This is a genomic window from Stenotrophomonas maltophilia R551-3, assembly GCF_000020665.1.
Classification (GTDB): Bacteria; Pseudomonadota; Gammaproteobacteria; order Xanthomonadales; family Xanthomonadaceae; genus Stenotrophomonas; species Stenotrophomonas maltophilia_L.
The window spans coordinates 4213953-4226185 of record NC_011071.1 but is presented as its reverse complement, the minus strand read 5'-3'; the positions used below and the strand labels follow the sequence as shown (position 1 = coordinate 4226185).

The 12233-nt window shown below is 66.4% G+C and carries 11 protein-coding genes; 4 read left to right on the top strand and 7 right to left on the bottom strand.

The genetic code is table 11. From position 1 onward, the window contains the following. Positions 1–216: 216 nt before the first annotated feature. Positions 217–1908: an ABC1 kinase family protein gene (locus SMAL_RS19075; protein WP_012512339.1), complete on the bottom strand. Its 1692-nt coding sequence runs from the start codon at positions 1906–1908 to the stop codon at positions 217–219. Positions 1909–2073: 165 nt separating this feature from the next. Between SMAL_RS19075 and SMAL_RS19070 the strand changes: the two genes are divergently transcribed. Next, complete coding sequence (locus SMAL_RS19070; RefSeq protein WP_012512338.1) at positions 2074–3000, top strand: DUF808 domain-containing protein; 927 nt, start codon at positions 2074–2076, stop codon at positions 2998–3000. Positions 3001–3107: 107 nt separating this feature from the next. Here the strand turns inward: SMAL_RS19070 and SMAL_RS19065 are convergent, their stop codons facing one another. Further along, positions 3108–4646 carry a GGDEF domain-containing protein gene (locus tag SMAL_RS19065; RefSeq protein WP_012512337.1) on the bottom strand — a complete coding sequence of 513 codons (1539 nt, stop codon included), beginning with the start codon at positions 4644–4646 and terminating at the stop codon, positions 3108–3110. A gap of 106 nt (positions 4647–4752) precedes the next feature. On the opposite strand from SMAL_RS19065, the gene SMAL_RS19060 reads away from it, so the two are divergent. From SMAL_RS19060 to SMAL_RS19050, 3 genes are all read left to right on the top strand, one after another. After that, positions 4753–5388, top strand: coding sequence for a Rossmann-fold NAD(P)-binding domain-containing protein (locus SMAL_RS19060; protein ID WP_012512336.1), 636 nt, complete (start codon positions 4753–4755; stop codon positions 5386–5388). Next, on the top strand, positions 5388–6095 hold the full coding sequence (locus SMAL_RS19055; protein WP_006360668.1) for a helix-turn-helix transcriptional regulator: 708 nt from the start codon (positions 5388–5390) through the stop codon (positions 6093–6095). Before SMAL_RS19060 ends, SMAL_RS19055 begins: the two co-directional genes overlap by 1 nt. A gap of 243 nt (positions 6096–6338) precedes the next feature. Continuing rightward, entirely contained in the window at positions 6339–6725 is a 387-nt protein-coding gene (locus SMAL_RS19050; protein WP_012512335.1) for a VOC family protein, read from the top strand. A gap of 36 nt (positions 6726–6761) precedes the next feature. Here SMAL_RS19050 and SMAL_RS19045 read toward each other — a convergent pair whose 3' ends face one another. The 5 genes from SMAL_RS19045 to pdhA form a co-directional block, all read right to left on the bottom strand. After that, positions 6762–7712, bottom strand: a complete 951-nt coding sequence (locus SMAL_RS19045; protein WP_012512334.1) for a hypothetical protein — start codon at positions 7710–7712, stop codon at positions 6762–6764. A 305-nt stretch (positions 7713–8017) separates the two neighbouring features. Next, positions 8018–9406, bottom strand: coding sequence for a dihydrolipoamide acetyltransferase family protein (locus SMAL_RS19040; RefSeq protein WP_012512333.1), 1389 nt, complete (start codon positions 9404–9406; stop codon positions 8018–8020). Further along, positions 9403–9756, bottom strand: coding sequence for an SH3 domain-containing protein (locus SMAL_RS19035; RefSeq protein WP_012512332.1), 354 nt, complete (start codon positions 9754–9756; stop codon positions 9403–9405). The genes SMAL_RS19040 and SMAL_RS19035 overlap by 4 nt, the downstream gene beginning before the upstream one ends. Position 9757: 1 nt before the next feature. Further along, positions 9758–10825, bottom strand: coding sequence for an alpha-ketoacid dehydrogenase subunit beta (locus SMAL_RS19030; protein ID WP_006474353.1), 1068 nt, complete (start codon positions 10823–10825; stop codon positions 9758–9760). After that, on the bottom strand, positions 10818–11900 hold the full coding sequence (gene pdhA / locus SMAL_RS19025; protein WP_006399306.1) for a pyruvate dehydrogenase (acetyl-transferring) E1 component subunit alpha: 1083 nt from the start codon (positions 11898–11900) through the stop codon (positions 10818–10820). The genes SMAL_RS19030 and pdhA overlap by 8 nt, the downstream gene beginning before the upstream one ends. Positions 11901–12233 lie beyond the last annotated feature (333 nt).

Sequence of the window (12233 nt, the reverse complement as noted above, 5' to 3'; positions counted from 1 at the left end):
TTGATGGACGTCGTACCGACGCGTGTCCATCCGACCGGCGCTGTCGCAAGCACATACACATGACAGGCCGATGACCCGATAGTGCATGCACGAACCTGACTGAAATGTTTGTTGAAAGAACGCGCGCGCAATCGCGCTCAGAAGGTAAAACGAGCGTGAAAGGGTTCGTTGGATTGCATTAAAAACCGCATGAATACGGATGTTTTCGTTGATGCGCTAGCGGTGCCCACGTTCTTCGCGTGCCCGCGCACGACGATCGAACAACAATGCACTGGTGACGATGCCAAGCCCGAGTACCACGCCGATCAGCAGCAGCACCAGCGCGATGAGCGGATAGCCGAACAGATGCCAGCCGGTGTCGATCTTCATCATCATCGCCGCGGCCATGATCAAGGCCGCACTGATGATGCCGGCGGCGACGCGGTTGGCGATCTTCTGCAGGTTCTCCATCAACCGCGATTCTTCCAGGCCGGTCACCTTCATCTGCAGGCGGTTCTCGGCCAGCAGCGCCATGATGTCCGACAGCTTGCGCGGTCCGTCGCGCAGCAGCTGCTGCAGCTCCATCGCCTCGCTGGCGAGGTTGGCGGCAGACAGCGATTTCTTCAGGCGTGCGCGCATCACGTGCTGCAGCTGGCGCTCGACGATGCGACGGGTATCCAGGTCCGGCGCCAGCAATCGGCATACGGTTTCCAGATTGAGCAGGGCCTTGCCGAGCAGGCTCAGCTCCGGCGGTGTGCGCAGGCCGCAGGCGGTGGCGATGCGCACCATGTCCAGCACCACGCGGCCTTCGGAGAAGCTGCCACTGGCGGCGTAGCGCGCGATCAGCTGACCGGTCTCGCGCAGGTAGCGCTCTTCGTCGAAGGCTTCCAGCCGCGTGCTGATGCTGATCAGGTCGTCGGCCACTTCCTCGCCGCGGCCATCGACCGCCGCGAACAGGATCTTCAGCAGGCGCTCGCGCAGGCGCGGCGGCATGTGCGCGACCATGCCCAGGTCGAAGATCGCCAGCCGTCCGTCGGGCATCACCCGCAGGTTGCCGGGATGCGGGTCGGCATGGATCTCGCCGTGCACGAAGATCTGGTCCAGGTAGCCGCGGATCAGCGCCGCGGCCAGTGGGTCCATCGATTGTTCGGTGCGGCGCACATCGGGAATCGCATCCACGCGCACGCCGGTGGCCAGTTCCATGGTCAGCACGCGCTGACTGCTGTAATCCCACAGCGGCTGCGGTATCCACAGTCGGCGGAACGGCCTGAGATGGCGGCCGAAACGGGCCAGGTTCTCGGCCTCGGCGTGGTAGTCCAGCTCCTGCATCAGGGTCTTGGCGAACTCGTTGAGCCAATCGCGCAGGCGCACCCGACGGCCGACCTGGGTCAGATGGTCCGCGGCCAGCGCGAAGCTGCGCAGTGCCTCCAGGTCCGAGCGCAGCTGCGCGGCGACCTCGGGTTTCTGCACCTTCACCGCTACCTGGCGGCCATCGTGCAGCACCGCGCGATGCACCTGCGCGATCGAGGCACAGCCCAGTGGCTCGGGATCGAACGCGGCGAACAGCTTGTTCACCGGCGCGCCCAGCTCCTGTTCGACGATGGCATGGATGCGAGCGACCGGAATCTCGGCCACCTTTTCCTGCATGCGCTCCAGCGCCGTAGCGAACTCCACCGGCACCATGTCCGGGCGCGTGGACAGCATCTGGCCCAGCTTGACGAAAGTCGGCCCCAGGGCTTCCAGATCGCTGACGAACTGCTCCGGGTTGCCATCGGCGGGCACGTCGGCCTGGTTGCTGGCGGCGTCCAGGTTCATGCCCGAGAACACACCCGAATGGCGATAGCGCATCAGCAGGCGCAGGATCTGGCTGCGCCGGTTCATGCCCTTGACCAGCGGAGGGTTGCCATTGGTGGTGGGCGGATTGCTCAAGCGGAACTCCTTGCAGACGACGGCCGGTAGCGCCGGGCTATGCCCGGCGGAACGGGATCACGCCCCAGTCTGGCCGGGGCGGGGTCGTCACGTGGTGAACCCGATATCTTCCGCAGTCCACGCCGGATCGGTCAGAATCCGCTCATTCCCTCACTTGGACGCCCCATGGCCGGTGCCAGCCTGTTTGCCCTGCTCGACGATATCGCCTCCCTGCTGGACGACGTCTCGGTCCTGACCAAGGTCGCGGCGAAGAAGACCGCCGGTGTGCTCGGCGACGACCTGGCGCTGAACGCGCAGCAGGTCACCGGGGTCAACGCCAACCGCGAACTGCCGGTGGTGTGGGCGGTGGCCAAGGGCTCGCTGGTCAACAAGGTGATCCTGGTACCGGCGGCACTGGCGATCAGCGCGCTGGAGGCGTGGCTGCACAGCCGTGGCTGGAACGTGCCGCTGATCGTGCCATTGATGATGATCGGCGGTGCCTTCCTCTGCTTCGAGGGCGTGGAGAAGCTGGCGCATCGCTTCCTGCATTCCTCCGACGACGATGCCGAGCGCCAGGCCGAGCGCCGCAAGGCGCTGGCCGATGCCGAGGTGGACATGGTGGCGTGGGAGAAGGACAAGGTAAAAGGTGCGATCCGCACCGACTTCATCCTCTCGGCCGAGATCATCGTGTTGACCCTGGGCGTGGTCGCCACCGCACCGTTCACCAACCAGGTGGTCACCCTGGCCGTGGTTGCACTGGCGATGACGGTCTTCGTCTATGGGCTGGTGGCGGGCATCGTCAAGCTTGATGATGTCGGCCTGTACCTGTCGCGCAAGGGCGGTGCCATTGCTGCCTTCGGCCGTGGCCTGGTGGCTTCGGCGCCGTGGCTGATGAAATTCCTGTCGGTGGCCGGGACCATCGCGATGTTCCTGGTCGGCGGCGGCATCCTGGTGCACAACGTGCCGGCACTGCACCACGCGGTGCAGGGGCTGGGCGGTGAAGGACAGTGGGGCTGGCTGATCAGCGCCGTGGCCAACATGGTGGTGGGCATCATCGCCGGCGCCATCGTGCTGGCGGCGGTGACCGGATTCCAGAAGCTGCGCGGGAAGTAAGCAACGGTCCTTTGTCCGGTAGAGGCCGACCTTGGTCGGCGCTTTGTTTCCCGCGTGTGCCAACCAAGGTTGGCACCTACCGAAGCAGTTTCCGGTGTACCGGGAAACTACCCTGCCTGCACCCGGTTCTTGCCCTGCCGCTTGGCCGCATACAGCGCGTCATCGGCGCGCCGCAGCAGCGCTTCGGTGTCATCGCCAGGCTGCCATTGCGCCAGCCCGGCACTGAAGTGCACCGGCACGCGCTGGTCCTGCACGGTCAACAAGCGGTGCGCCAGCGAGCGCTGCAGGCGTTGCACGGTGGCCATGCTGTCGGCACCCTGGGTTTCAGGCAGTACCAGCACGAACTCGTCGCCACCCAGCCGCGCGATGCCGTCGGTGGCGCGCAGCAGCAGCTTGCACACGGCCACCAGGTGCTGCAGCAGTGCATCGCCACCGGCATGGCCGTGCGCATCGTTGGTCTGGTGGAAATCATCCAGGTCGATCATCGCCACGCCCAAAGGCGAGTTGTTGCGCGCGGCGCGGGCCAGCTCACGCTGCAGCAGTTCGTCCAGGCCGCGGCGGTTCAGTGCCTGGGTCAGGGGATCGATGCGGGCCAGATCGCCGGCCGCGCGCAGTTCCTGCTCAAGCTCGGCGATGCGCTGCTCGGCACGTTCCACTTCCTGGCGCGCGCTGGCCAGATGATCGCGCGCCTGCGCGGCCTGCTGCTGCACCTTGCCGGTATCGCGCATCACTTCCTGCAGCAGCTGGTTGAGGTCGGCGATGCTGCGTGCCTCGCGCAGCTGCAGTGCATAGCTGCCGATGCGGTCGTGGTACTCACCGGTGCTGGTGGCCATGCCATCCATGCGCTCGATGAACTCACCCATCAGCCCGCGCATCGCCGCCTTCGAATCGTCGATGCCCTGGCGCAGCAGGCCCTGCTTGTAGATCACTTCGCGCAGCTCGGCGCGGGTGCGCTCCACCGCTTCGGCTTCCAGCGGTCCGTCCAGTAGATGGCGCACCGCCGCGATCTGGCCCTGCAGCCAGCTGCGGTCGTCCAGCAGTTCGCTGACGTTCTCCAGCAGCAGCGCGAACAGCTCAAGCAGCAGCGCCTGCTGCTCCTGCCAGCTCTCGGCACGCACGCCGACCTGGTGGCCGAGCTCGCGCACGCCCTGTTCGATCGGTTCCAGCGCCGTGCCCGGTTGCCACTGGCGCAGCTGCATGGCCAGCGTCTGCGCCTGCTCGCGCAGGTCCGGGTCGTGCTGCAGCAGGGCCACCACCGCGCCACCCAGCAGCAACCGCAGCTGCTCGGACAGGCGCAGGCTTTCGGGTTGGCCATCCGGCGAATGCTGTTCGATGGTTCGGATGTACTTGTCGATCAGCTGCCGCATCGCGCGCCCATAGCGCGGCCAATCGGCGCTGGCCTGCGCCGACTGCAGGCGGTCGCCCATATCGCCCAGTTCGCCGGGCAGGGTGGCCATGCCATTGGCGAACGCGGCCAGCAGCGGTTCCGGCGCATCGGCCCCGGCGAACAGCTGCTGCAGGGCCACGCCACCGCCGCCCTGCAGCACCACGCGGTCTCCCAGCCCGTCATCGACCACCGCGCGCACGCGTGCCGGCGGCCCAAGGGCGGTACCGGGGGCAGGGCGGTGGTCGGGCTGGTCCGTCATGGAGCAAATCCTGGGGGCTGGCAGGGACTGGTTCCAGCATATCGGCGCGGCCGCCGACGGCTTGAACGGCTAGGATGGGCGACAGGATGCCGCAGTGGAGGTGGTGATGCGCGTGATGTTGCTGGGGGCGACCGGGCTGGTGGGCGGGCTGACCCTGCGCAGGCTGCTGGACGACCCGCGCTGTAGTGCCGTGGTCGCTCCCACCCGCCGCCCGCTGGGCATGACCCACGGGACGCTTGAGAACCCGGTGCTGGCCTTCGATGCACTGCCCGCTGCAGCCGAGTGGGCGCGCGTGGACGCGGTCATCTGCGCGCTCGGCAGCACCATTGCCCAGGCCGGCAGCCGCGAGGCCTTCCATCGCATCGACCATGACTACCCGCTGGCGTTCGCCCGGCTGGCGCAGGCGCAGGGTGCGCAGACCTATGTGCTGAACTCCGCAGCCGGTGCCAACCCGCAGTCGTCGATCTTCTACAGCCGGGTGAAGGGTGAGCTGGAGCATGACCTGCGCGCGCTCGACTTCGCTTCGCTGACGCTGGTACGTCCAGGGTTGATTGGTGGCGAGCGTAACGAGGTGCGCCGCGGCGAGCGTTTCGCATTGACGGTACTCGGCGCACTGGGGCCAGTACTGCCACGGGCGTGGCGGATCAATCCGGCCAGCGAAATTGCCAAGGCACTGGTCGAGGCCGCACTCGCCCCGCAACCGGGTGAACACGTGGTGGCATCGAGCGCGCTGGCCGGCTGATGTCGCGTGCGCTGCGCCTGACCCAGCTGCTGCAGTTGCTGCGCCGCCATCGGCGGCCGGTGGCCGGGCAGGTGCTGGCCGAAGCCCTGGGCATCAGCCTGCGTACGCTGTACCGCGATATCGAGACCCTGCGCGAGCAGGGCGCTGACCTGCGCGGGGAAGCCGGCATCGGCTACCAGCTGGCGCCGAGCGATACCCTGCCGCCGATGACCCTGCCGCCCGCCGAGATCGATGCACTGGTGCTTGGCCTGCGCTGGGTTGCGGCGCGCACTGAGCCTGCGCTGGCCGAGGCCGCACGCGATGCCCTGGCGCGCATCGCGCATGTGTTGCCTGCCGCGCGGCGCGAAGCGCTGCGTGATAGCGGCCTGCGCGTTGGCCCTTCGCGTGCGGCGACCAAGGTTCCTGCTGCGCGCCTGCAGGCTGTGCGTGAGGCGGTGAGTGCACAACGACGACTGCAGTTCGGCTACCAGGATGCGCAGGGCCAACGTACCGAGCGCATCGTCTGGCCGTTCGCGCTGGGCTACTTCGATGAAGTGCCGATGCTGGCGGCGTGGTGCGAGAGCCGAGAGGACTTCCGCCATTTCCGCCTGGACCGCATCCGCCAGGTGCGTGCACTGGAAGATCACTACCCCGTGCCGCGCGCCACCCTGCTGCGGCGCTGGCAGAAGGCGCAGGGCATCGCCCCAGACTGGCTGGACCGTTCGTAGCGTCGGGTTTGCCCGCCTGCTTCCGCGTTTCGTTTCCTGCTGCTGGGGCAGGGCGGCCTTTGCTCCTTGCTCCTGGTAGATGTCGAGCTTGCTCGACTGCCCTTGATCTTCGCGAACAGCAGTCGAGCAAGCTCGACCTCTACCAGGGCGAGGGCAACGGCAGTCGAGCACGCTCGCCACTACTGACAGAATCCGTCAGCAGGCTCGTTCCACCATGAGCGCTCCCAACAACGGAGCTTCCCCATGTTCACGCCCAGCACCCTGCTGCAGTACGTGCGCGACGTCGCCGCCAGCGCCACGTTCTACCGCGGTATTCTCGGCAAGCCACCGGTCGAGCAGTCGCCCGGTTTCGCCCTGTTTCTGCTCGGCGATGGCGCCGCACTGGGCCTGTGGCAACGCGATGACGTGCAGCCGCCGGTGTCCGCGCAGGCCGGTGCCGCCGAACTGGCGATGCTGGTCGCCGACCCGGAGGCCGTGCAGCAGATGCACGATGCGTGGCAAGCGCTCGGCGTGCGGATTCTGCAGGCACCGGTGACCTTGGAATTCGGCCACACTTTTGTCGGGGCAGACCCGGATGGCCACCGTCTGCGTGTGTACAGCCGTGCCGAGGGCATGGTCGCGCGGAACTGATCAAGGGAGGGGGCCGGCACTTGCTGGCTCCTGGACCTACCCTTGCTTCTGCGCTGCGTCGACGACGATTGAGAATATCTCGTCGTCTTCCGAATCCCATTCAACGGCCAGCTGGGCCAGCTCTGCGACCACGTCGCGGCCTGGATTGCATCGCCTGAGCTCTTTGATGAACTGTCGGACCTGGCGTGGCGTTAATTCACTGCCCGGATAGTTGAAGAGATTGAGCGCAGCATCTGAAGAGACGTCCAATAGGTCGGGTGCGAGGATGGAATACGCTTTGATGTAGCGGGAGAGCGGAATATCCGACAGGAAGTTCTCTGCTGCACACATGATCGACGCGTCATGTGGCGGGTTCCGAAGAAATTCCTTCATGACCGCCAAAACGACTTCTACTGACGCTGGTTTCGTCAGAGGCGTGTAGAAGTGGTCGGCGTATGCACAGCATCCTTCGTGGGTGACCGCAGCATCCGATAGCGTTGCCAGCGTCGTGATCCAGACGTCAGCGTCCAGCGGTGTAGACGGTTTGGCATGTCTTTGTTGATCGGCATTGGGAATGACCGCGCGGACGATTGGCTCGCCGTTGCGCCATGACTGCAGGCGGGAGTCGATAATTGCGTAAACCTGCTCCTGTTTGTCCCACATGGCGTTCGGCGAAGGCATGGCGTCTTGAGGGAACAACGAGAAGAAGTCCGACAAGTAGGGTGCGGCCATGCAGAAGTAGCGAACGGTGAACTCCAGCAATTCCGGGTCGAACGCAGCACCGGGGATTTCGTCCTGGAAGGCAGCTTCGATGCATGCCAGGGTGTCTGTCGGCGAGGGGGCGGCTGCCACCGTAGAGCCGACCGATGCGTCAAGGAAAGCGTGATTTCGGGCGAGCCAGCGCAGGAAGATGATGCCAAGGACCCAGTTCGTGTCTGACGGATCCTCATCCCTCGTCAACCGTAGGAAGAATGGAGAGGCGCGGAAAAAATCATTGCCCGCCTTCATGAATTCTTCGAGTGTGGGTGGTGTCTCAATCACGGAAGTTCGACGTCTGCAGAGAGGCTCAATGCTATCGAGCTGCTCTTGGGAATCCATGCAACTATTCTCAAAATGCCCCCTTGCGCTCTCGCCCGACCGTCGGAGAGCCCAGTAGATCCACGTCCATGCGTAGATGGGGTGCGACGGAGCAGGCACAAAAAAACGCCGGGCATTGCCCGGCGTTTCTCCACTTCATGTGCCAACCAAGGTTGGCACCCACCAATCAGTTTCATGTGCCAACCAAGGTCGGCACCCACCGATAAGGTGGCCGATCAGCTGGCCAGCGCCAAATCGTCCATCATCGCGCGCAGGAAGCGTGCCGCTTCACCACCCGTGGCCGCGCGGTGGTCGAAGGTGACCGACAGCGGGATTACCTTGTGCGCTTCCACGCCGCCCATCACCGGGGTCATCTGGTGGCGGGCACGGCCGGCACCGACGATGGCCACGCATGGCGGCACCACGACCGGGGTCGCGTAGCGGCCGGCGAACATGCCGAAGTTGGACAGCGAGATGGTGTAGCCGCTCAGTTCCGAGGCGGCGATCGAACGCGATTCCACCTGCTCGCGCAGGCGGTTGACGCCTTCGCGGATGCCGCGTGCGTCGAGCATGTCGGCATTGCGCAGGGCCGGCACAAACAGGCCGTCGTCGGTGTCCACGGCAATGCCGATGTCGACCTGGGCGTGCAGGGTGCGGGTCAGTGCTTCACCGTCGAACCAGGCGTTCATCGCCGGCACCTTCTGTGCGGCGACCACGATCGAACGCACCAGGCGCGCGGTGACGTCGTTGCCCGGCAGCCAGGCGTGGATGTCGGCGTCGTCGTTCAGCGTGGTCGGCACGACCTTGCTGTGCGCATCGGCCATCACCCGCGCCATGTTGCGGCGCACGCCCTTCAGCGGTTCCGGCTGGCCCTTGGCGACCACGCCCGGCGGCTGGGTGCGCATCGGCTTGCCGGCGGCGGACAGCGGGGTGCGCGCTTCGCTCTGCACCGGGGCAGACACCTGCGCCGGTGCCGGCGCGGCGTAGGCGGCAGCAGCGGCCGGCGCCGGAGCGGCACCGATCTTTGCGCTGCCATCCGCAGCCGCCTGCTTGACGTCGGCCATGGTCACCGCGCCATCGGCGCCGGTGGCGCGTACGCGGGACAGGTCCACGCCCAGCTTGCGCGCGGTGGCACGCACGGCCGGTACGGCCTTGACGCCACCGACGGCCAGCGCCTGTTCGGCGTGCACGGCGTTGGAGCTCTGCATCGCGCCGACCACGGTACCGGCGTCATCACGTTCGGCGGCGGCGGGCTTGGCGGCTTCGGCGGCCACCGGTGCGGCAGCGGCCGGCAGCGGCGGCGGGGTCGGTGCAGCGGCCGGCGCTGCATGACCGTGGCTGTGGCCGGTGTCCTGGCCATCGGCACGCTGCGGCAGGTTCGGGTCCAGCGCGAAGCTGGCCAGCACCGAACCGGTCGGGATGATGTCGCCGGCAGCGCCGGACAGCTTCAGCACCGTGCCGGAGAACGGCGACGGCACTTCGACGACGGCCTTGGCGGTCTCCATCGAGACCAGTGGCTCGTCCAGCTTGATCACATCGCCTTCCTTGACGAACCACTCGACGATGGTCGCGTCCGGCAGGCCTTCGCCCAGGTCGGGCAGGTTGAAGTTCTTGGTCTGGCTCATTTGCAGTTCTCTTCCAGCAGTTCCAGTTCGCGGGCCGGCAGCCAACCCGTCGCGCCATTGGCGCGCTCGGACCACCACCACCCGCCGTGTTCGTGATGAAGCTTCACCATCTCGCCGCTTTCCACATCCAGCTCGCGGGCGTCGTAGTCGCACAGCGCTTCGGCGCGACCCTCGTCCAGCAGCTGCAACCAGGCGATGGGCGCCCATCCAGCGCGCCCATCGTTGGTGCGTACCCAGGCAAACGCCGGCCATTCCTCGTCACGTACACCTACTTCGACGATCTGGCCGGTGCGGAACCGGAGCGGGTTGGGATACTGGCTGCGGTAAGCCCCCAGGAGGCGGGCCCGCATGTCAGCCGGCCGCCACCGCGCGCTTGGCCGCAGCCACGATCCGCTCAACGCTCGGCAGGTACTTCATTTCCAGGCGGAACAGCGGAATGTGGGTGTCGTAGCCAGTGACGCGCTCGACCGGGGCCAGCAGGTCGTAGATCGATTCCTCGGCCAGGCGCGCGGCGATCTCGGCGCCGAAGCCCGCGGTCTTCGGGGCCTCCTGCACGATCACGCAGCGGCCGGTCTTGGCCACCGATTCGGCGATGGTGGCGAAATCCAGCGGACGCAGCGTGGCAACGTCGATGACTTCGGCGCTGATGCCTTCACCGGCCAGCTTGTCGGCCGCTTCCAGCGCTTCCTTCACCTGCGCGCCCCAGGTCACCAGGGTCACGTCGGTGCCGTCGCGCAGCACGAAGCAGACGTCCAGCGGCAAGGCTTCGCCGTCGTTGACGACCACTTCCTTGTACTGGCGGTAGATGCGCTTGGGCTCCATGTAGATGACCGGATCCGGCTCGCGGATCGCGGCCAGCAGCAGGCCGTAGGCACGCTGCGGCGACGACGGCAGCACCACGCGCAGGCCCGGCACGTTGGTGAAGATCGCCTCGTTGGCTTCGCTGTGGTGTTCCGGTGCGCGGATACCACCGCCCCACGGCACGCGCAGCACCATCGGGCAGTGCAGGCGGCCACGCGTGCGGTAACGCAGGCGTGCGGCATGGCAGACGATATGGTCGACCATCGGGTACATGAAACCGTCGAACTGGGCTTCGGCCACCGGCTTCATGCCCTGTGCCGCCAGACCGATGGTCAGGCCGGCGATGGTGGTTTCATCCAGCGGGGTGTCGAGGATGCGCTCGGAGCCGAAGCGCTGCTGCAGGCCGGCGGTGGCGCGGAACACGCCGCCGTTGACGCCCACGTCCTCGCCCAGCACCAGCACCGACGGGTCGTGCTCCAGCTCCCAGGCCAGTGCCTGGGTGATGGCTTCGATCAGGGTGATGGGGGTGGTGGTCATGCTCTGTTCTCCGCGCGCGACGGCGGCGCTGTCGGCGGCGTTGGTGTGCGCGCCGGGCGCGCCGTTCTTGATCTCATCCATGGCGCTGCTCCAGGGCGATCGCCTGGGCACGCTGGGCCAGCAGGTCCTGCGGCGGATCGGCGTAGAGGAAATCGAACATCGCCTCGACCGGCTGCACCGGCGTGTTGAGGTACAGGTTCACTTCCTCGTCCACGCGCGTGCCGCACTGGGCGACCCAAGCAGTTTCTTCTTCCTCGCTCCAGACGCCCGCATTGATCAGGTACTTGCGCAGGCGCAGCATCGGCTCGCGCTGCCAGGCATCCTTCACTTCGGCGTCGTCGCGGTAGCGGCGCGCGTCATCGGCGGTGGTGTGGTCGGACAGGCGGTAGGTCATCAGTTCCAGCACGGTGCCACCATCGCCGGCCAGCGCACGTTCGCGCGCCTGCTCCATCGCCGCCAGCACTGCGATCAGGTCGTTGCCGTCCACCTGCAGGCAGTGCAGGCCGCCGGCCAGGCCCTTCTGTGCCAGCGTTTCGGCACCGGTCTGGGCCGAACGCGGGACCGAGATGGCCCAGCCGTTGTTGACGATGCACAGGATCAGCGGCAGCTTGTAGGCGCCGGCCGAATTCAGTGCCGCGTAGAAGTCGGTCTTCGAGCTGCCGCCGTCGCCACACACGGCCACCGCGATTTGCGGTTCCTTGTTGAGCTTGAACTTCAGCGCGGCGCCTGCGGCATGCAGGCACTGGGTGGAAATCGGCACGCAGAACGGGAAGTCCTTGGCTGCGTTGCCGCCGTAGTCGTTGCCGCGCTCGTCGCCGCCCCAGTACATCAGCACGTCGTGCGGGCGCACGCCGCGCATGAACATCGCGCCATACTCGCGGTAGGACGGTGCGAACACGTCGTCCTTCTGCATCGCAGCGCCGATACCCACGTGCGCAGCTTCATGGCCCAGGCAGGCGGCATAGGTGCCGAGCTTGCCGGTGCGCTGCAGCGCGATGGATTTGCTGTCGAACGTACGTACGAACAGCATCTGCTTGAACAGCGGTACCAGGACCTTGGGGTCGCGCAGCGACGCGGGCAGGTCATCGCGGACGAGCTTGCCGTCCACGTCCAGGTACTGCAGGTATTCGATCTTGAATTCAGCGGCAACCGTCATTGCGTACTGCACCTTCGACAGAGAAGTTACAAATGATATGAATCGCCATGTTAAGGAACGCGTACGGAATAGCCTTCCTGCGGCGCAACACGGCGACGCCCTGTTTTACCCCTGCCGGCGGGTGGGGGGCCAATAACAACAACGTATTCAGTCGTTGCTGCAAAGCATCAGAATACGCCTCTGGCTGACTGTCCGTGCAACGGCCCGAACGGTTCCACGCGCAGCCCCCATATCAGGGGATGCTCCACGGGCGCCCGGACGCCCCGGTATGGACGCGGCGGCTGCCAGCATGGCGGCAACGCGCTACCCTTGCCGCCCCCGATCTGGTCCCGC

What these genes read in the sequence shown, in the direction of transcription:
- SMAL_RS19070 (WP_012512338.1), top strand. Translation starts at nt 2,074, where the DNA reads ATGGCCGGTGCCAGCCTGTTTGCCCTGCTCGACGATATCGCCTCCCTG.
- SMAL_RS19065 (WP_012512337.1), bottom strand. Translation starts at nt 4,646, where the DNA reads ATGACGGACCAGCCCGACCACCGCCCTGCCCCCGGTACCGCCCTTGGG.
- SMAL_RS19060 (WP_012512336.1), top strand. Translation starts at nt 4,753, where the DNA reads ATGCGCGTGATGTTGCTGGGGGCGACCGGGCTGGTGGGCGGGCTGACC.
- SMAL_RS19055 (WP_006360668.1), top strand. Translation starts at nt 5,388, where the DNA reads ATGTCGCGTGCGCTGCGCCTGACCCAGCTGCTGCAGTTGCTGCGCCGC.
- SMAL_RS19050 (WP_012512335.1), top strand. Translation starts at nt 6,339, where the DNA reads ATGTTCACGCCCAGCACCCTGCTGCAGTACGTGCGCGACGTCGCCGCC.
- SMAL_RS19045 (WP_012512334.1), bottom strand. Translation starts at nt 7,712, where the DNA reads ATGAAGGCGGGCAATGATTTTTTCCGCGCCTCTCCATTCTTCCTACGG.
- SMAL_RS19040 (WP_012512333.1), bottom strand. Translation starts at nt 9,406, where the DNA reads ATGAGCCAGACCAAGAACTTCAACCTGCCCGACCTGGGCGAAGGCCTG.
- SMAL_RS19035 (WP_012512332.1), bottom strand. Translation starts at nt 9,756, where the DNA reads ATGCGGGCCCGCCTCCTGGGGGCTTACCGCAGCCAGTATCCCAACCCG.
- SMAL_RS19030 (WP_006474353.1), bottom strand. Translation starts at nt 10,825, where the DNA reads ATGGATGAGATCAAGAACGGCGCGCCCGGCGCGCACACCAACGCCGCC.
- pdhA (WP_006399306.1), bottom strand. Translation starts at nt 11,900, where the DNA reads ATGACGGTTGCCGCTGAATTCAAGATCGAATACCTGCAGTACCTGGAC.